At 73.9% G+C, this 17,196-nt stretch carries 14 protein-coding genes; 4 read left to right on the plus strand and 10 right to left on the minus strand.

The genetic code is table 11. From position 1 onward, the window contains the following. Window positions 1-11: 11 nt before the first annotated feature. Genes ACO0M4_RS22845 through ACO0M4_RS22855 form a run of 3 tightly spaced genes read right to left on the minus strand, consistent with a single transcriptional unit; the run spans window position 12 to window position 2,579 of the window. Window positions 12-614 (minus strand): VanZ family protein, encoded by a 603-nt coding sequence (locus ACO0M4_RS22845; RefSeq protein ID WP_430372787.1) that lies wholly within the window; start codon window positions 612-614, stop codon window positions 12-14. 46 nt (window positions 615-660) lie between these two features. Next, on the minus strand, window positions 661-1,113 hold the full coding sequence (locus ACO0M4_RS22850) for a hypothetical protein (RefSeq protein ID WP_430372789.1): 453 nt from the start codon (window positions 1,111-1,113) through the stop codon (window positions 661-663). Continuing rightward, window positions 1,110-2,579: an LCP family protein gene (locus ACO0M4_RS22855; RefSeq protein WP_430372790.1), complete on the minus strand. Its 1,470-nt coding sequence runs from the start codon at window positions 2,577-2,579 to the stop codon at window positions 1,110-1,112. Before ACO0M4_RS22855 ends, ACO0M4_RS22850 begins: the two co-directional genes overlap by 4 nt. Before the next feature lie 320 nt (window positions 2,580-2,899). Between ACO0M4_RS22855 and ACO0M4_RS22860 the strand changes: the two genes are divergently transcribed. Next, window positions 2,900-3,925 (plus strand): glycosyltransferase family 2 protein, encoded by a 1,026-nt coding sequence (locus ACO0M4_RS22860; protein WP_390025597.1) that lies wholly within the window; start codon window positions 2,900-2,902, stop codon window positions 3,923-3,925. Between the two features lie 45 nt (window positions 3,926-3,970). Here ACO0M4_RS22860 and ACO0M4_RS22865 read toward each other — a convergent pair whose 3' ends face one another. The 4 genes from ACO0M4_RS22865 to ACO0M4_RS22880 form a co-directional block, all read right to left on the minus strand. Next, the gene (locus ACO0M4_RS22865) at window positions 3,971-5,752 is read right to left on the minus strand and encodes an LCP family protein (RefSeq protein WP_430372791.1); all 1,782 of its coding nucleotides are present in this window, start codon (window positions 5,750-5,752) and stop codon (window positions 3,971-3,973) included. Between the two features lie 149 nt (window positions 5,753-5,901). Then, entirely contained in the window at window positions 5,902-7,671 is a 1,770-nt protein-coding gene (locus ACO0M4_RS22870; protein WP_430372793.1) for an LCP family protein, read from the minus strand. Between the two features lie 244 nt (window positions 7,672-7,915). Next, window positions 7,916-9,199, minus strand: a complete 1,284-nt coding sequence (locus tag ACO0M4_RS22875; RefSeq protein WP_430372794.1) for an LCP family protein — start codon at window positions 9,197-9,199, stop codon at window positions 7,916-7,918. Between the two features lie 262 nt (window positions 9,200-9,461). Next, the gene (locus tag ACO0M4_RS22880) at window positions 9,462-10,220 is read right to left on the minus strand and encodes a TIGR03089 family protein (protein ID WP_430372796.1); all 759 of its coding nucleotides are present in this window, start codon (window positions 10,218-10,220) and stop codon (window positions 9,462-9,464) included. Between the two features lie 127 nt (window positions 10,221-10,347). Here ACO0M4_RS22880 and ACO0M4_RS22885 point away from each other — a divergent pair, with 127 nt between their 5' ends. From ACO0M4_RS22885 to ACO0M4_RS22895, 3 genes are all read left to right on the plus strand, one after another. Further along, window positions 10,348-11,688, plus strand: coding sequence for a peptidoglycan recognition protein family protein (locus ACO0M4_RS22885; RefSeq protein ID WP_430372798.1), 1,341 nt, complete (start codon window positions 10,348-10,350; stop codon window positions 11,686-11,688). 343 nt (window positions 11,689-12,031) lie between these two features. Continuing rightward, the gene (locus ACO0M4_RS22890; protein ID WP_430372799.1) at window positions 12,032-13,114 is read left to right on the plus strand and encodes a sugar phosphate nucleotidyltransferase; all 1,083 of its coding nucleotides are present in this window, start codon (window positions 12,032-12,034) and stop codon (window positions 13,112-13,114) included. A gap of 140 nt (window positions 13,115-13,254) precedes the next feature. Next, window positions 13,255-14,160: a DNA-3-methyladenine glycosylase family protein gene (locus ACO0M4_RS22895; RefSeq protein WP_430372800.1), complete on the plus strand. Its 906-nt coding sequence runs from the start codon at window positions 13,255-13,257 to the stop codon at window positions 14,158-14,160. 42 nt (window positions 14,161-14,202) lie between these two features. Here the strand turns inward: ACO0M4_RS22895 and ACO0M4_RS22900 are convergent, their stop codons facing one another. The 3 genes from ACO0M4_RS22900 to ACO0M4_RS22910 form a co-directional block, all read right to left on the minus strand. After that, complete coding sequence (locus ACO0M4_RS22900; RefSeq protein ID WP_430372801.1) at window positions 14,203-15,582, minus strand: coenzyme F420-0:L-glutamate ligase; 1,380 nt, start codon at window positions 15,580-15,582, stop codon at window positions 14,203-14,205. Continuing rightward, window positions 15,579-16,538 (minus strand): 2-phospho-L-lactate transferase, encoded by a 960-nt coding sequence (gene cofD / locus ACO0M4_RS22905; protein WP_430372802.1) that lies wholly within the window; start codon window positions 16,536-16,538, stop codon window positions 15,579-15,581. Before cofD ends, ACO0M4_RS22900 begins: the two co-directional genes overlap by 4 nt. 64 nt (window positions 16,539-16,602) lie before the next feature. After that, on the minus strand, window positions 16,603-17,145 hold the full coding sequence (locus ACO0M4_RS22910) for a cysteine dioxygenase (protein ID WP_430372803.1): 543 nt from the start codon (window positions 17,143-17,145) through the stop codon (window positions 16,603-16,605). Window positions 17,146-17,196 lie beyond the last annotated feature (51 nt).

Genomic DNA, 17,196 nt, shown 5'->3' on the forward strand with positions numbered 1-17,196 from the left:
GCGGCGCCCCCTCACGCCTCCTCGGGCGCGGGCGCCGCCGTGGCCCGGACCGCCCGGCGGGGCAGCGCCCGGCGGTGCGCCACCGCCACCGCCAGCTTCGCCAGCAGCGCCAGCGCCGCACCGGTGACGGTCCCGGCCGCCGCACACAGCACGTCGTCGATGTCGGCCACCCGGCCCGCCCGCATCAGCAGCTGCGCCACCTCGATGGCGACGCTCAGCCCCACCCCGAGCAGGAACGCACCCGCCGCCGACCACCGGGGCGCGGCGAACCGCAGCAGCAGCGGCACCGGGACGAACAGCGCGGTGCCGGCGATCTGGCGCCGCACCAGCAGCGCCACCTGGTCCGGCTCCAGCTGGGCGCCCAGCTCGAACAGGCCCTCACCCGGGCGCCACCAGAACGTCGCGTCGCCGGAGCCGACCGGCTGGACGGGGGCGAGGGTGACCACCAGCATCAGCAGCAGCCAGACCGCCAACAGCACCCGGGCCGTGGTGCGCGGGGCCCGCCGGTACGGGGCCCGGACCGCCCACAGCGCCAGGCCCAGGGCCAGCGCCAGTGCCCCGAGCAGGAAGAGCACCACCGTGGTCGGGGTGATGACCAGGACGGCCTGCCACATGCTCCGCACCCACCTTTCCGGACTCCGGACACCGGGCGGCCCGGCGTCAGCCGCAGCTCCACTTGGTGACGAAGACCGCCGTGGTGTGCTCCATGACGCCCCGGATGCACTCGTCCGCCGGCATCTCCACCCGCCCGCTCAACCGGAGCGTGCCGCCCCGCGTCCGCCCGGTGCCGAACCAGCCGGGAAACGCCGTGATCCGGGAGTTCTTGCGCTGGTAGCCGAGCCGGACGGTGATCTCGCCGAGCATCGGCTCGTCCCGCCGGTAGACGACGGTGTAGGGGCCCGGGGCGCCGACCGGGCCGCGTAGGCACAGCAGGCCGCTGACCAGGACGCCGCAGCCGGTCGGCGCGGCCGGGGCCGCCGGGGCGGCCGCCGCGGTGGCCGCGACCAGCCCCAGCACCGCGACCGCGGCCGCGGTCCGACCCGCACGGTGCCGCCGGCCCGCCCCGACCGGCGGCGGCCCCGGCGCGGTCCGGCGGGGCGCGGGGACCGTCATCGGCACACCGCTTGGTCGCCGGTGATCGCGGCGAGGTTGCCGGGGGCCGGCGTCGGCTCCTCGGCCCGCACCGGCCGCACCGCCCGGAAGTCCGTCCCGACGGTCACCCGCATCACCGGCCCCTGCCCGGCCGCCGGCCGCAGCCGGGCACCGGGCAGCGCCGCGGCCAGTGAGCGCGCCGAGCGGTCCCAACGGGGGTCGTAGGAGAGCACCGTGCGCGGTGTGGTGTCGTGCGCAAGGTCACCGGGGACGTCGGTGGCGAAGCCGGTGTCGTGCAGGTCCCGGGTGACGTGGGCGGCCAGGCCGGGCCGCCCGGTGCCGTTCTCGACCCGCACCTTGACGTGTTCCGGCGGGACGTCCACGACCGGGGTGGGCGCCGCCTTCGGGTCCGGGTGGAGGGCGAACGGCCGGTCCTCGCGCAGGGCCCGGAACAGCCTCGGCGCCTGGACCGGGTCCCAGCGCACCGTCGAGCCCAGCCCCGGCACGTTCTCGGCCTCACCGCGCAGCGGCACCGACGCGAACTCCGACGACGCCGGGCCGAAGCCGCGCATCGCCTGCGCCAGGTCGGCCAGGTCGCCCGCCCCGAAGCCGTCGTCGGCCCGTACCGACCGGAGCATGGCATCCGCCACCTCCTTGAAGCGGACCGGGTTCATCAGCACCCCGGACGAGGTGATCCGGTCCAGCAGCGCGGCCAGGAACCGCTGCTGGCGCTGCATCCGGCCCAGGTCCGCCGAGGCGTCGACGTGGCGCGAGCGGACGTACTGGAGCGCCTGGCCGCCGCCCAGCCGCGAGGTCCCGGCCGGCAGGTTCAGCCCCGAGTAGCGGTCCTTGAGCGGCCGTACCGTGCACACCTCCACCCCGCCGACCGCGTCCACGGTCCGCATGAAGCTGGTGAAGTCGACCTCCAGGTAGTGGTCGATGTGCACCCCGGTCATGTGCTCGACGGTGCGCACGGTCAGGTTGGGGCCGCCCTCGGCGTAGGCGGCGTTCAGCTTGAGCGCGTGCCGCGGGTGGCGCCGGCCGTCGGCGTCCTGGTGGGCGGGCACATCGGCGTACGAGTCGCGGGGGAGGCTGACGACGCTGGCGCGGCTCCGGTCGGCGGACAGGTGCACCAGCATCAGGGTGTCGGTGCAGTGGCAGGGGTCGCCGCCCAGGTGGAACTTCTGCTTCTCCTCGTCGGTCAGCTTGTCCCGGCCGTCCGTGCCGACGACCAGGAAGGTCAGCCCGCCGCCGCCTCCGGGCCGGTCGCTGATGCCCTGGAAGGCGTCCACCCGGCTGATCCCGGTCTCGACGCCGGTGACCATGGCGTGCCCCACCCCGCTCGCGGACAGCAACAGGGCGGTCGCCGCGGCGCTGATCCGCACCCCCCAGCGCGCCCCCTGGGGCCGTCGGCGCGGGCGGCGCCACCGGGACCGACGGGGGCGCCGGCCCGGGACGGTGCGGGGGGAGGGGGACGGCGCGGTCACGGGCCACCTCCGCGGTGGACGGGGACAGGGACGGGGGAGCGGGGCGGACGGGCCCGGCCGGTGCGCGGGCAGTCGCGGTACGGAGTCCGTCACGGTCCGTTCCGGCACGGTACGGAGTCCGTCACGGAACGGACCGGGTCACCGTAAGCCCATATGATCTGCATCAAAACGCCACACACCGGGCGGTTGTCGTCCGGCCACCCGGTTGCCGTCCGACGGGGTCCCCCGTTCGCGGTACCGTGAGGCGGAATACCGCAGTCTGCCGGCGGGCGCTGCCGCCCCCCATGGCGGCTCGCCGCGGGCCGTACCCCCGAGGAAACATGCCCCAGCAGCAGCTCCCGGCCGTCTCCGTGATCATGCCGGTGCTCAACGAGGAACGTCACCTGCGCAATGCGGTCCGGCACATCCTGGCCCAGGAGTACGCCGGCGAGATGGAGGTGGTGATCGCCCTCGGCCCGTCCACGGACCGCACCGACGAGATCGCCGCGGAACTGGTCCGCGAGGACCCCCGGGTGCACACCGTCCCCAACCCCACCGGCCGCACCCCCGCCGCCCTGAACGCCGCGATCAAGGCGTCCCGGCACCCCGTCGTGGTCCGCGTCGACGGCCACGGCATGCTCTCGGCGAACTACATCGCCACCGCCGTGCGCCTCCTGGAAGAGACCGGCGCCGCCAACGTCGGCGGCATCATGCACGCCGAGGGCGAGAACGCCTGGGAGGAGGCGGTGGCCGCCGCCATGACCTCCAAGATCGGCGTCGGCAACGCCGCCTTCCACACCGGCGGTGCGGCCGCCCCGGCCGAAACGGTCTACCTCGGCGTCTTCCGCCGCGAGGTGCTGGAGCAGCAGGGCGGCTACAACGAGGAGTTCATCCGCGCCCAGGACTGGGAGCTGAACTTCCGCATCCGGGAGGCCGGCGGGCAGATCTGGTTCTCGCCGGAGCTGAAGGTCCAGTACCGGCCGCGGCCCAGCATCAAGGCACTGGCCAAGCAGTACAAGGACTACGGGAAGTGGCGGCACGTCGTCGCCCGCTACCACTCCGGGTCGATCAACCTGCGCTACCTCGCCCCGCCGACCGCGGTCTGCGCCATCGCGGCGGGCCTGGTCGTCGGCGTGGCCGTCACGCCCTGGGGCCTCGTCGTCCCGGCCGGCTACCTGGCCGCGATCACCGCGGGCTCGCTGCCGGCCGGCAAGGGCCTGACGCTGAAGGCCCGCGCCCAGATCCCCCTCGCCCTGGCGACCATGCACATGTCGTGGGGCGTCGGCTTCCTCACCAGCCCGCGCGCCCTCGCGCAGAAGGTCATCGCCAGCCGGCGGCCCGCCGTGCCGGCCCCGGCCGCGGAGTAGCCGCCCGGGTGCGCGCCCCACCGGCGCGCACCCCCGCCGGGCACGTCAGAACGTGTACTGCGGATTGACCGTCATACAGGCCGAGGAGTCCTTCTCCGCGTTCAGCGGGTCCGCGCTCTTGGGAGCCTCGTGCGCGGCCGCCCCGCCGCTCCCGCCGGACGACGCCGGGTAGTCCGTGCCGGTCCGCCAGTCGTTGCCGACCACCAGCCGCATCGTGCTAGCCGAGGACGACTCCCGCACCGCGCCGCCGGGCAGCCCCAGGGCCTTGGCGAGCGCCAGGGCGTCGCCGCGCTGGGCGGCGTCCTTGTAGACGACGGTGGTGTCCGCCTGGCTGGTGAGCCGGGAGTCCGTGCGCGCGCTCGTGTAGCCGAGCGCGGTCAGCCGGCTGTGGAGGTCGTTGGCGCGACCGGCGGCCGGACCGCGCGAACCGTCGGTGCCGTTCTGGACGATGACGTCCAACTTGGCCTTGGGGGTGGACGGCCCGGTCGCCGGTTCCGGCTTCTTCTTGGCGTCCTTGGCGTCCTTGCCGTCCAGTGCGACGTCGTTGCGCAGCATCGCGAAGGTGGCCTCCGCGTCAACGGGCTTGGGAAGCACGTACCGCTCCCCGGGGCCGTACTGCCACGGCATGGTGACCATCGTGGTGCGCTTGGTCGGCACCCGCTGGAGGTCACCGCCCAGGTCGTAGAGCTTCTTGACTGAGCCCAGCCCCTCGTCGACGGTGAGCGCGCTGGTCGCGGCCTCCGCCAGGTCCCGCAGCTGCACCGGGTCGGTGAGCTTGGTGCCCTTCTTGAGCTGACGGATCATCGCGTTCATGTACATGTGCTGGGCCTTGGCCCGGCCGATGTCGGTGTTGTCCTCGAAGCCGTAACGGGTGCGCAGCCACTGGAGCGCCTGGACGCCCTGGACGGAGTGGGTGCCCTTGGTCAGCCGCAGTCCGCTGCCGTGGCCCTTGCTGTCGTGCGAGTAGACGTTCCGGTCGACGCAGACCGGGACCCCGCCGACCGCGTCGGCCATGTCCACCACCCCGGCGAAGTCGACCATCATGAAGTGGTCGATGTAGATGCCGGTCAGCTCCTTCCAGGTGGCGACGGTGCAGCCCGGACCGCCGTGCTGGAGCGACTCGTTGATGGCGGCGGTGGTCTGCGGGTAGACGTGGCCGTCCTTGGGGTCGGTGCACTGCGGGATGGTCACCCGGGTGTCCCGCGGTATGGAGATCACCGACATGTTGCTGCGGTCGGCGCTGACGTGCAGCAGCATCTGGACGTCCGCCAGCGGTTTGCGGTCCGCGTCCTGGCGGGCCCCGCCCAGCTCGATGTTCTTCTCGCTGTTCCGGCCGTCCGAGCCCACCAGCAGGATGTTCATCGGCGTCTGCCCGAACGCGTTGGGCTCCGGCTTCTTCAGCCCGCCCGGGCCGAGGTCCAGCGCCTCCTTGCGGAGGTTGGCGTTCAGGTGCTGGTAGTAGAGGTAGCCGCCGGTCGCCCCGGCCACCAGGAGCAGGCCCAGACTCAGCGCGGTCCAGCGCAGCGCCCGGCCGCGCTTGCTGCCCTTACCGGCTTTGCCGGCTTCACCGGCCTTGCCGGTCTTACCGCCCTTGCGGCGACGCGGGGGACGGCCGGTGCGGTGGCCGGCCGGTTCGTCGTCGGGCGAGCCACCGCCGTCGTCGGGAGCCGGCGGGCCGGCGCCCTCGTCCGGCGCCCAGCCCGGCGCGTCCGGGGGCAGCCCCTTGTCCGCGAAGCCGCCGCCCGTCCAGCCCAACCGCTGGGGCTCCGGCTCCGGCTCCCGACGTCCCCCGCGCTGCCCGTCACCGCGCACACCGCTCTGCGGCATTCGGCACTCTCCCCGTTGTCCGATCCGGTGCGCTCGGTGTCCCCCCGGTGCACGCACCGGCTCCACTGGGGCACCCGGTACGCGCACCGGCTCCACTGGGGCGGCTGACGCCGCGCTCCCCGCTGGGCGGCCCAGTTGGGCCCGCCGGATTACTTCGCGCAGATGTTCTTGTCATCTGCATTGACGTGCTGGACCCCCGCCGGGGTTTCGGTCGGCGCCTCGATCGGTGAGCCCGGGGCGGTGAAGTCCTTGCCGAGCACCAGCTTCATCGGGACCCGCGGACCGGCGTCCGTGGCGGTCTGCTTCAACGCGCTCTTGGGCAGACCCATCCACTCGGCCAGCGTGGCGGCCTGGTCGGCCTGGTTGGGCGCGTACTCCAGACGGGTCGCGGCGAGCTTCTCCGGGGCGTTGCCGGCATTGGTGGAGAGCCGCGCGCCCTTGGTGTTCTGCAGCCAGTCCACGGTCTCCTGGGCCGAGCCGAACGGCCCGCCGCCGTTGGTGACATCGACCCGGACCAGCTCGGCCGGGGCCTTCTTGACCGGTGCGGTCTTCTTGCCGCCTTGGTCCTTCCCGGCGCCCTTGGCCAGCGTGTGGTCCTGCTGCACCATCTTGAACAGCGGATCGGCCTTGGCCGTGTCCAGCACGACGGTGGCCTTGTCGTGCGGGTTGTCCAGCACCGGGACGGTGGCGAAGGTGATCTTGTTGAGGTCGACCCGCTTCAGGTCGCTGCCGAAGTCCATCAGCTTCGAGGCACTGCCGATACCGGTGTCCACCGTCAACGCCTTGGTCGCCGCCTGCGCCACGTCCAGCAGCTTGGTCGGACTGCTGAACGCGCTGGACTTGAGCTTCCGGATCAGCGAACCGACGAACTGCTGCTGGAGTTGAATCCGACTCAGATCGCTGCCGGTGCCCACCGCGTGCCGGGTCCGGACGAACGCCAGCGCCTGCTCGCCCTCGACGATGTGCCGACCGGCCGTCAACTTCAGGTGCGACTTGGGGTCGTTGATGTCCTTGCCCGCGCACACCTCGACGCCGTCCACCGCGGTGGACAGGTCCTTGACGGCGTTGAAGTCCGCCATCATGAAGTGGTTGACCTTCACCCCGGTCAGCTTCTCGACGGTCCGCCAGGTGCAGCCCGGGTCCCGGCCCTCCTGGCCCAGGCTGGTGTTGAACCGCACCCGCTGCTGGCCCGGAATGACCTTCGTCGAGCCGTCCGGCTGCTTCGTCGGGCAGTCGGGGATGTCGGTGATCAGGTCACGCGGGATGCTCAGCGCGGTGGCGTTGGTCCGGTCCTTGGACACGTGCATCAGGATCGTGGTGTCCGCGTGCCCGACGCTGCCCGAGTCGCCGTACCCCGCATCGCCCTTGCCGGTGCGCGCGTCGGTGCCGATGACCAGGAGGTTCACCGGACCGTCGGTGACCGCCGAGTTCTCCTCGCCGACGTCGACCTTCTTGATGTTGCCGTTGAGCTGCTCGTAGAGGACGAACGCGGTACCGCAGCCGGCGACGAGCACGAAGCCCACCACACCGGCCGTCCAGTACACGGCCTTCCGCTTCACCGACTTCTTCGGCTTGGGCTTGCGGCGGCTCGCCGCGCTGCCGGCCGCCGCCGCGGATCCGGCCCCGGCCCGGTCCGCGGCCCGGCGCGCCGCCCGGCCGCCCGTCGCGGGCTCGGCGTCGTCGTCGTCCTTCCGGCTGCCCCGTTGGACGGGCAGCGGACGGGTGTCGGTGTCATCGCGCCCCGCGCCGGGTTTCCCCATGGCACGTCTGCCGGGCGCCTTGCGGTCGGCGGGCCGAGCCGGGCCCTGACCCTTCGGGTCAAGCCGCAACTCGTAGTTGCCGGTGTTCGGATCGAACACCCACTGATCGGCGGGGTCGACGTTGTCGTCGCCCGCCTGCCCACGGCCTTGCGCGTCCACGGTGCCTTGAGTCCTCCGTCGGTACCACGCGGCGCCATCCCCTCAGGGCGCTCGGTCGGTCGATAGTGCGTTACGTGGTCAGTTACTGGGTTAACGGTCAACGGTCAGCTGGTCGTGCGGACCGGATCGCTCACACTATCCGCCCAGTTCAGCGTCGGGCGACGCCCGTGACAAATTCCACTTCCCTACAACTGGGCAATCCACCCATTCCCTTCAGGGCTCGCCGGCGCACTGTGCGGCGTTTTTATTCGCAGGCGCCGTGTTCCGCCGTGGTCCCGGGAAAGGCCGGTGTCGAACTCGCGGCGGGCGCCGGCCTTCCGCCCCGCCCGCGGCCCGCCCCCTTGCCGTCCACGGCCGCGGTGGGCCGCTGCGGCACCACCGTCACCGGCTGATCACTGCGCAGCCGCCCGAAGAGCCGGTCCGCGTCCGGCTGCACCAGCTCATCGCGATTCGGGTCGTAGCGGTACGCGGTACGCGGCACGGTCAGGAACTGCACATGTGCGGTGGGAATGCTGCGCATGCTGCGGACCAATTCGTACAAACCCCGGAGGGAAGCCAGCCCGGCATCAGTGGTCAGTGAACTGGTCGCGGCATCCATCACCGGATACAGCCGCATCGGATTGAGCAGCACACCATTGCTCTGCACTTTCTTCACCAAAGCGGCGAGGAACTGCTGCTGCCGCTCCATACGCTGGGTGTCACTGCCGTTCCCCAAACTCTTGCGGGCCCGCACGAAACCGAGCGCCGCCTCGCCGTCCAACGTCTGCCGACCGGCCGGCAGCGCCACATGCGCCTCGTCGTCCTTCATGGGCTGGGGCAGACACACCTGCACACCGTGCACCGCGTCCACCATGTTCTTGAACCCGGTGAAGTCCACGATGACGTGGTGGTCGATCCGGACCCGGGTCATCATCTCCACCGTACGGATCGCACACGCCGCACCGCCGAACGCGAACGCCCAGTTGAACTGCACCGTCTGCGGCACCGACTCGGTTCCGTCGGCGCGCTTGCAGTGCGGCACGGGCACCATCAGGTCGCGCGGAATGCTGACCGCGGTCGCGCTCCTCCGGTCGGCCGCCAGGTGCAGCAGGATCGTGGTGTCCGAACGCTGGGTGCCGCTGTCCACCCCGTACGCGCCGTTGTCGCCACCGCGGTTGTCGGAGCCGATCAGCAGGATGTCCTGCGCGTTCGGCGGACCCGCCGGCGGCCGTTCCGACTCGTACTTCTCCAACTCCCGCTCGGTGGCGCTGTCCGAGTGGATATTGCCGTTGAGCCGGGTCCAGACGGCCCACCCCAACCCGGCCGAGGCCAGGACGGCGACGGTCAGTGCCAGCGCGGCGGCCCGCAGCCAGCGGCGGTGCGGCGGCGCCGGGACGCGCGGCGGGCCCGGCCGGTCGGTCGCCAGCAGCCCGGTGGGACGCTCCGCCCAGCCCCCGAACCGCGCCCGCCGACCGGGGCCCGGCGCCCCCCGCCCACTGCTCTCGGAAGGACGCCGGCGGCCGGGCGGGGTGTCGGGGCTCTCGGTCACGGGTGCGTCCCTCCCTCACGGAGTCGGCGGCACACCCCGGCGCCGGGCACCGCCGGGGAGGAGACCACCGGACCCCGCGCCGGGGAGTCCGTACGCACCGGGCGTACGTACACCGAGCATGGCCCCACACGGCCGGACCGGCCCGTCCGGCGGGAATCCCCTCGGCCGGACGGGGGAGTCGACGGCCCCGCGCCGGTCCCGGCCGCCGCGGGGCCGCTCCGGTGGATCAGGGCGTGTCCGGCCCTGATCCACCGGAGCGGCCCTAGGAGCGCGGCGCGGTGAAGGTGACCTTCTCGGTGGCCTCCCGCGCGGCCAGCGCACCGTCGTCCAGCCGGTCCAGGTGGCGGCACAGCACCACCGAACCGCCCGCCGCCAACGGCGCGTACAGCCCGAACGACAGGCCCTGCCAGGTGTCGTACGCCAGCCCCGACAGCACCCGCGGCGCCGCCGGCAGCCCCGTGGCCGCGGCATCCGCCCGCGCCCGCTCGCCGATCCCGGCACCGGTCAGCTCCACGCCGCCGACCGCCAGCGCCGGTGCGCCCGGATCCACCGGGACGAACGGCGCGAACCGGTCGCCCTGGCCCGGCACCTCCACCGCATAGTCCACGAACCCGGCCGGCGGCTGCGGGAACCGGCCGCCCAACGGGCGCAGCGCCAGCGCCACCCGCTCCCCGGAGCAGGCCCGCGCCGCATCGAGGGTGTCCGGACCACTGACGACGAGGTCCGCGGCGGCCGGATCACCCCCCACGTCCGCGACCACGCCCACCGATGCACAGGCCAACAGCCAGACGGCGGTCTGCCAGTGGGCGGGCAACAGCAGCGCGAGCCGGTCGCCGGGCTCGGCGGCCAGATCACCCTGGAGGTAGTTGGCGGTCTTCGCCACCCAATTGGCGAAGGTCGCGACGGACAGTTCCACCCGCTCGCCGGTGGCGTCGTCGTAGAAGGTCACCAGCGGGCGGGCCGGGTCCGCGGCGAGCGCGGAACCCAGCAGGTCGGCGGGGGTGCGGTCGGTGGCGTTCATCGCGGCCAGAGTACGCGCGCGGGCCACTGACGGTCAGTCGGGTGCGGTCCGCGCGGGCCACCGGTTCGGCCGATGTCCCGTCAGACCAGCGTTGGCGGGCCGCTGCCGGCCGTGTCCAGGATTTCCCATGCGCCCCTTCCTCGTGTCCTGCCTCGGCGCCGCGTGCACGGCCGCCCTCGCCCTGCCCCTCGCCCCGGCCGCCGCACACCCCGCCGAGTCAGCCTCCGGGCCCGGCGCGGTGCGCGCCGGCGACCTGCCGGGCGCCACCCAGTCCCTGCCACTGGAGAACCTCGTCCCGGCCGCCCCGGGCACCCCCGCCCAGGGCGGCCAGGACAGCGGCCCGCAACAAGAACAGGCCGTCCGCGCACTGGCACCCCGTACGGTCCGACCGTTCTCCCTCCTCGGCATCGTCTGGGACGACGCCGCGGCCGACCTCCGCGGCCGGATCCAGGTCCGCACCCGGGCCCGCGGCAGCGGCCTCTGGTCCGGCTGGCAGGACCTCCAGAACGCCAGCGACGACGCCCCCGACCTCGGCGCCAGGGAGGGCCGCGGCAACGTCGCACGGGGCAGCACGGCGCCCCTGTGGGTGGGCGCCAGCGACGCCGTCCAACTGCGCCTCACGCTCGCCGACCCGCACCGCGCCGCCACCGTCCTGCCGCACGGCCTACGGCTCGAACTCGTCGACCCCGGCCCCGACACCCCCGTCGTCCGCGGCGGCCCGCCCAGCACCCCCGAGGCCACCGCCAGCTCCGCCGCCAACGCGCCCCTGGCACCGCTCGGCGCCACCGAGATCCCCGCCGCCGACCAGGCCGCCACCCAGGCCGACGTCACCGCGGCCGGTGGCCCCGCCGCCGGAGCGGTGCACATCGGCCCCCGCCCGCGCATCGTCACCCGGGCCGGCTGGGGCGCCGACGAGAAGCTGCGCGAAGCGCGCTTCGTCTACACCCACCCGGTCCGCGCCGTCTTCGTCCACCACAGCGCCACCGGCAACAACTACACCTGCGCACAAGCCCCTTCGGTGATCCGCGGCCTGTACCGCTACCACGTCAAGAGCAGCCACTGGCGGGACATCGGCTACAACTTCCTGATCGACAAGTGCGGCACCATCTACGAGGGCCGCGCCGGCGGCGTCGCCAAACCGGTGCTCGGCGCCCACACCCTCGGCTTCAACAACGACAGCACCGGCATCGCGCTGCTCGGCTCGTTCAGCAAGACCGCGCCGCCCCGCCCCGCCGTCGAGGCGCTGGGCCGGCTGACGGCCTGGAAGCTCGGCCTGCAAGGCGCCGATCCGCGCGGCCGCACCCCGATGACGTCCACCGGCGGCAATCTCTACCGGAAGGGGAGAATCGTCGAACAGCACGTCATTTCCGGCCATCGCGACGGCTTCAAGACGGAATGCCCCGGCGCCCTCCTCTACGCCGACCTCCCCGCGGTCCGACTGACCGCGGCCCGCCTCCAGGGCCGCTGACGCCCGCCGGGAGCCCCGTCCGGCACCGCCACCGTGAAACGTGTCACCCCCGGTGTCCTCTGCCACCACACGGTCGTCGGCCCCGACACTGAACCGATCGCCGCCACTACACGTCCTAGGGACCGCGATACCTCCCGGCACCCCGTCATCGGCCCGCCGCGTCCCGACGTCCCGCCGAGGGCGACCGACGGTCCGTCTGCCTACACTGGTCCGCCGACCAGCCGACCCCAGGAAGCAGAGAAGACCACGTGAGCGTCGCACGCGCAGCCGCCGGGCCGCGGTCGACGCGACGACTGCCGCACCGTTGCCCTGCACGGGCGGAGAAGCGAACAAGAGGACACAAGTGACCGAAGCGATCCTCCTGGTCGGCGGCAAGGGCACTCGGCTGCGCCCGCTGACGGTGAACACGCCCAAGCCCATGGTCCCGGCCGCCGGCGTGCCCTTCCTCACCCACCAACTGGCCCGCGCCCGCGCCGCCGGCGTCGAGCACATCGTCCTGGCCACGTCCTACCTCGCCGAGGTCTTCGAGCCGTACTTCGGCGACGGCTCCGCGCTCGGCCTGCACCTGGAATACGTCACCGAGGTGGAGCCGCTGGGCACCGGCGGCGCCATCCGCAACGTCGCCTCCCGGCTGCACTCGGCCCCCGGCGACCCGGTGCTGATCTTCAACGGCGACATCCTCACCGGCCTGGACATCCGCGCCCTGGTCGACACCCACCGCACCAGCGGCGCCGACGTCTCCCTGCACCTCACCCGGGTCGAGGACCCGCGCGCCTTCGGACTGGTCCCCACCGACGAAACCGGCCGGGTCACCGCCTTCCTGGAGAAGCCGCAGACCCCCGAGGAAATCGTCACCGACCAGATCAACGCCGGCGCCTACGTCTTCAACCGCTCGGTCATCGACACCATCCCCACCGGCCGCCCGGTCTCCGTCGAACGCGAGACCTTCCCCGGCCTGCTCGCCGACGGCGCCCACCTCCAGGGCATGGTCGACTCCACCTACTGGCTCGACCTCGGCACCCCGCAGGCATTCGTCCGCGGCTCCGCCGACCTGGTCATGGGACGCGCCCCGTCCCCGGCCGTCCCCGGCCGCTGCGGCGACCGCCTCGTCCTGGCGGACGCCGAGGTCGCCCCCGACGCCAAGCTCACCGGCGGCACCGTCGTCGGCTCCGCCGCCACGGTCGGCGCCGGCGCCCGGGTGGACGGCAGCACGGTCCTCGACGGCGCCGTGATCGAACCGGGCGCCCAGGTCCGCGACTCGCTGATCGGCGCCGGCGCCCGGATCGGGGCCCGTACGGTCCTGGACGGCGCGGTGATCGGCGACGGCGCGGTGGTCGGTCCCGACAACGAACTGCGCGGCGGCATCCGCATCTGGTGCGGCGCCGACATCCCCGCCGGCTCGGTCCGCTTCTCCTCCGACCAGTGACGTGCTCCCCTTCCGACCGGTGACCTTGTTCCCCGTCCGATCAGTGGCCTGCGCCCCGTCCGGCCGGTGACGGCCTCCTCGTCCGACCGGTGACGAGCGACGCCTGACCCCGGCCCGACCCGATCGCCTAACCTGGCGGCATGCCCGCCCGCACCTGGGTTCCGCCCGGCCCGTACGACCTGCACCGCACCCTCGGGGTGCTGCGTCGCGGTCCCGGCGACCCGGCGTTCGCGGTCCGCGGCGACGAGATCTGGCGCGCCTGCCGCACGCCCGACGGCCCCGGCACCCTGCGCCTGGCGGTCCGCCCCGCCGACGGCCACGTCGCGGCGACGGCCTGGGGCCCGGGCGCGCAGTGGCTGCTGGAGCGCCTGCCGGAGCTGCTGGGGGAGTCCGACGACCCGGCGGCGCTGACCGCCCGGCACCGCGTCGTCCACGAGGCGCACCGCCGCCACCCCGGCGTCCGGCTCGCCCGCACCGGCCTGGTCCTGGAGTCGCTGATCCCCTCGATCCTGGAACAGAAGGTCACCAGCGACGAGGCGTACCGCGCCTGGCGGCTGCTGCTCCAGCGACACGGCACGCCCGCGCCCGGCCCCTGGGACCGACTGCGGGTGATGCCCGAGCCGCGCGGCTGGGCGCTGATCCCGTCCTGGGAGTGGCACCGCGCGGGCGTCGACGCCAAGCGGTCCTCGGCGATCGTGCGCGCGGTCCGGGTCGCGGCCCGTATGGAGGAGGCCGCGCGGATGGACCTCGCGGCCGCCACCCGCCGGCTGACCGCGATCCCGGGCATCGGCCCCTGGACGGCCGCCGAGACCCTCCAGCGCGTCCTGGGCGCCCCCGACGCGATCACCGTCGGCGACCTGCACCTGCCGAAGATCATCGGCTATGCGCTCACCGGCCGCCGCGGCACCACCGACGAGGAGATGCTCCACCTGCTGACGCCCTACGAGGGCCAGCGGCACCGCGCGGCCCGGCTGATCCTGCTCTCCGGCCTGGTCCCGCCGCGCCGCGCCCCGCGCTTCCCGGTGGGCGACATCGCCCGGCTGTGACCGGGACAGCGCCGCCCACCGTCGGGTTTGTCGTTCGTCCCCTCAGCGGACGCTGACGAAGTCGTCCACCGGCCGCGCCGGCCGCTCCCGCGGCGCCGCCGCCGGCCGCCCGATGGCCACCGCCCCCATCGGCTCCCAGTCCGCCGGCAGCTCCAGCACCTCCCGGACCACGTCCCGGCAGAACATCGTCGAGGAGACCCACGCCGACCCCAGCCGTTCGGCGGCCAGCGTCACCAGGAAGTTCTGGATGCCCGCGCCGTGCGCGACGACGAACATCTCGCGCTCGGCGGCGCCGCGCCGCGCGTCCGGGTAGGCGTGCGCACCGTCCAGCACCATGCACGGCACCGCCAGATACGGCGCGTTGCGCAGCACGTCGCCGCGCCGCACCCGCTTGGCGACGGCCTCCTCCGACTTCCCGTCCGCGCGCAGATCGGCCACCCAGGCGTCCCGCATCGCGTCCAGCAGGCGGGTCCGGGACTCCGCCGACTCCAGGAGGACGAACCGCCACGGCGCGGTGTGGTGCGGCGCCGGCGCGGTCAGTGCCGCGGCCACCGCGCGCCGCACCGCGCCCGGGTCCACCGGATCGTCGGTGAACTCCCGGACCGTGCGCCGCAGCGTCACCGCCTCCCGGACGGCCTCGGAGGTGCCCAGCCGGAACATGTCGTTCGCGGCGTCCCGCACCAGCGCCCGCGCCCCCAGGTCCAGGTCCGCGGGCTCCTCGCCGTCCGCGTTCCCGCCGGCACCCGCCTCCGGCTCCGCGTCCGCCGGCAGGACGACGTGCGGCAACCCGCGCACCACCGCCACCGGCAGCCCGGTCGCCTTGCCCTTCACCAGGTCGCCCGCGGCGGCGAGTTCGTCCGCGGTGGCCACGACGGTGGCGACCAGCGGATTGCCGTAGGCGTCGGTGCCGCCGCGCAGGTCGTCCAGCACCCGCACCCCGGCCGCCCCGATGGCGACGTCGGTCAGACCGCTGCGCCACGGCCGCCCGAAGGTGTCGGTGATGATCACGCCGACGTCCACGCCGAGCGTCTCGCGCAGCCCGGCCCGCAGCGCGCGGGCCGAGGCGTCCGGGTCCGCGGGCAGCAGCAGGATCGTGCCGGACGGGGTGTTGGAGGCGTCCACGCCGGCCGCGGCCATCACCAGGCCCCGGTGGTCCTGCACGATCCGCAGGGTGCCGCGGCGGGCCACCACCCGCGCCGTCTCGGCGTCGATAGCCGCCTCGCGGTCGGGGGCCTCGATGATCCGCCCCTCGGCCTTGCTGACGATCTTCGAGGTGACCAACACCACGTCACCATCGGCCAGTTGGGGCAGGTCGGTGCCGGCCGCCGCGGTCGCGATCAGCTTGACGAGGTCGGCGCCGGGCTGCACCTCGGGGATGCCCGGCAGCGCCCACACCCGGTACCCGGGCGCCGTTCCGGTCATCGCCGCACCTCCGTGGCGAGCGCCAGCGCCTCGCGGGCCATCGCGGCGGTGGCGTCCACATCCGTCATCATCAGCGGCACCGAGCGGCAACGGATCCCCGCCGCCTCGACGTCGGCCACCGCGCCCGCGTCCACGTCGTCCACCAGCCAGCCGTCCAGCAGGCCCGCGCCGTAGTGCCGGGCCACCGCTGCCGCGCTGGATTCCACCCCGACCGCCTCCAGCACCTTGTCGGCCATCCCGCGCACCGGGGCGTCCCCGACGATCGGCGACAGCCCGACCACCGGTGCCGCGGCCTCCGCGACGGCCTCCCGGATGCCGGGGACGGCCAGGATCGTGCCGATGCTGACGACCGGGTTGGAGGGCGGGAAGAGGATCACGTCGGCCGCCGCGAGGGCCTCCAGCACGCCGGGCGCCGGCTTGGCCTGTTCGGCGCCGACCGGCACCACGGCCAGCGCCGGCACCGAGGCCCGCAGCCGCACCCAGTACTCCTGGAAGTGCACGGCCTTGCGTTCGCCGTTCTCGTCCTCGATGGCCACGTGGGTCTCGACCCGGTCGTCGGACATCGGCAGCAGGTGCACGCCGGGCTGCCAGCGGTCGCACAGCGCCTCGGTGACCGCGCTCAGCGGGTAGCCGGCGCCCAGCATCTGGGTCCGGACGATGTGGGTGGCGAAGTCCCGGTCACCCAGCCCGAACCACTCCGGCCCGACGCCGTACGCGGCCAGTTCCTCCTTCACCCGGAACGTCTCGCCCGTCCGGCCCCAGCCCTGGTCCTCGTTGATCCCGCCACCGAGCGTGTACATCACGGTGTCGAGATCGGGACACACCTTCAGCCCGAACAGATGGATGTCGTCACCGGTGTTGCCGATGACGGTGATGTCCGCGTCCGGAGCTGCTGCCTTCAGTCCCCGCAGGAAGCGGGCGCCGCCGATACCGCCGGCCAGAACCACAATGCGCATGCCCGTCAGTCTGTCAGCCGCCGGCTGCTGCCATGAGGGGTGGTGGTCGGGCGCCGGCCGGGCGTCAGGGGGCCGCGGTCCCCCGGACCGGCGCCGCGCACCGGGCGCTGTGCGACGGGACGGGGGGCACCTCGGTGGAACGGAGGTGGGACGCGGGGAGCATCGGCATGTCGGTCAGGCCGGGGAAGTACACGTGCAGGCTGACGGCCGGCACCAGCGCGTCATTGACGACCTCGTGGGCGTAGCCGGGGGCGAAGACCCGCTGGACGCCGGCCCCCAGGGTGCGCGCTCCACCGGCGGCGTGTTCCGTCAACTCGCCTTCCAGGACGGTCAGTACGCCCGAGGACGGGCCGTGGTCGTGCCGACCGCTGCCCTGCCCGGGGACCCAGCTCAGCAGCCACACCTCGTAACCAGGGCCCGTGCGAAGCCGGTGGTACCAGCGGGTGGTGGCGTCGTAGCGGACCAGCGGGGCCCACGCGGCGCGGTCGGCGGCGAGGGAGCGGGCCAGGCCCGCGAAGCCGGCGACGGTGGAGGGGTGCGCGGGGACGGGCGGCAGCAGGTGGGGGATGGCGAGCGGGTCGCCGGCGATCTGGACGTCGCTGTTCATGGCGGGGTTCCTCGGCGGAAGTGCTGGGTGGCGCGCGAAAGGGGGTGCGGC

This window comes from Streptomyces sp. RGM 3693, assembly GCF_050471125.1.
Classification (GTDB): domain Bacteria; phylum Actinomycetota; class Actinomycetes; order Streptomycetales; family Streptomycetaceae; genus Streptomyces.

Bases quoted from the DNA above. Each gene is read 5' to 3' on its own strand.
- ACO0M4_RS22845 (WP_430372787.1), bottom strand. From the start codon at position 614: ATGTGGCAGGCCGTCCTGGTCATCACCCCGACCACGGTGGTGCTCTTC.
- ACO0M4_RS22850 (WP_430372789.1), bottom strand. From the start codon at position 1,113: ATGACGGTCCCCGCGCCCCGCCGGACCGCGCCGGGGCCGCCGCCGGTC.
- ACO0M4_RS22860 (WP_390025597.1), top strand. From the start codon at position 2,900: ATGCCCCAGCAGCAGCTCCCGGCCGTCTCCGTGATCATGCCGGTGCTC.
- ACO0M4_RS22865 (WP_430372791.1), bottom strand. From the start codon at position 5,752: ATGCCGCAGAGCGGTGTGCGCGGTGACGGGCAGCGCGGGGGACGTCGG.
- ACO0M4_RS22880 (WP_430372796.1), bottom strand. From the start codon at position 10,220: ATGAACGCCACCGACCGCACCCCCGCCGACCTGCTGGGTTCCGCGCTC.
- ACO0M4_RS22885 (WP_430372798.1), top strand. From the start codon at position 10,348: ATGCGCCCCTTCCTCGTGTCCTGCCTCGGCGCCGCGTGCACGGCCGCC.
- ACO0M4_RS22895 (WP_430372800.1), top strand. From the start codon at position 13,255: ATGCCCGCCCGCACCTGGGTTCCGCCCGGCCCGTACGACCTGCACCGC.
- ACO0M4_RS22900 (WP_430372801.1), bottom strand. From the start codon at position 15,582: ATGACCGGAACGGCGCCCGGGTACCGGGTGTGGGCGCTGCCGGGCATC.
- cofD (WP_430372802.1), bottom strand. From the start codon at position 16,538: ATGCGCATTGTGGTTCTGGCCGGCGGTATCGGCGGCGCCCGCTTCCTG.
- ACO0M4_RS22910 (WP_430372803.1), bottom strand. From the start codon at position 17,145: ATGAACAGCGACGTCCAGATCGCCGGCGACCCGCTCGCCATCCCCCAC.